The organism is Helicobacter marmotae, assembly GCF_003364255.1.
GTDB lineage: Bacteria > Campylobacterota > Campylobacteria > Campylobacterales > Helicobacteraceae > Helicobacter_C > Helicobacter_C marmotae.
Genome location: NZ_NXLR01000054.1, coordinates 1 through 661 on the forward strand (window position 1 = coordinate 1; position 661 = coordinate 661).

General features: G+C 38.6%; 1 protein-coding gene. It reads left to right on the forward strand.

Annotated features, from left to right (window positions below; translation table 11 throughout):
• Positions 1-146: 146 nt before the first annotated feature.
• The coding region (locus tag CQA63_RS09310; RefSeq protein WP_147288787.1) for a hypothetical protein at positions 147-661 on the forward strand (515 nt) is incomplete at its 3' end.

Sequence of the window (661 nt, forward strand, 5' to 3'; positions counted from 1 at the left end):
CTCAGAATGACAAACTAACAGCATTTACTAAAAATCCAAACAGCAATTCTTCGCTTCTCTCTCAAGCTAGAGCTAAGAAACTTAACAGCATCAGAGTCAAATCCCGCAACTCCCACAAAGCAAAGAATCCCACATAAAGGAATAATATGTCTGCACTTGAAACCTTCCTAAAAAGCCCCTATAACTATGAGCATTTTAGGGACTTTATCATTGACACTTTTGGTGAAAATATAGGCATAAAGCGCCAAACAGAAATGACCTATAGCAACAATGAACAAAACATCATACAATCCTACACTCAAGTATGTGAGCCTATCACGCTAGATAGATTAACCAAACTTGGCGTATATGCCTTTAAAACCAAAAGTATTCATGCCAAAGTAGGCTTACATAAAGAGCTAGCCAGTATCTTAAAGCAAAATGGCAACTTGAGTGCATTTCTAGCCGTTTTTTATGAAGAAGATAAAGCAATAGGGAATCAAGCGGAGTTTCGACTAAGCCTTGTAACAGCAGGCTATGACTATCAAGCCCAAAAGCAGAGTTTCTCTAACCCTAGGCGTCAAAGCTTCGTGCTAGGGCATGAGAAAATTAAAAGTGCTAAAACCCAACTCCAAGAACTCATAGACACAAAGCAAAAAGACTTACAATCCTTGCAAAAAGC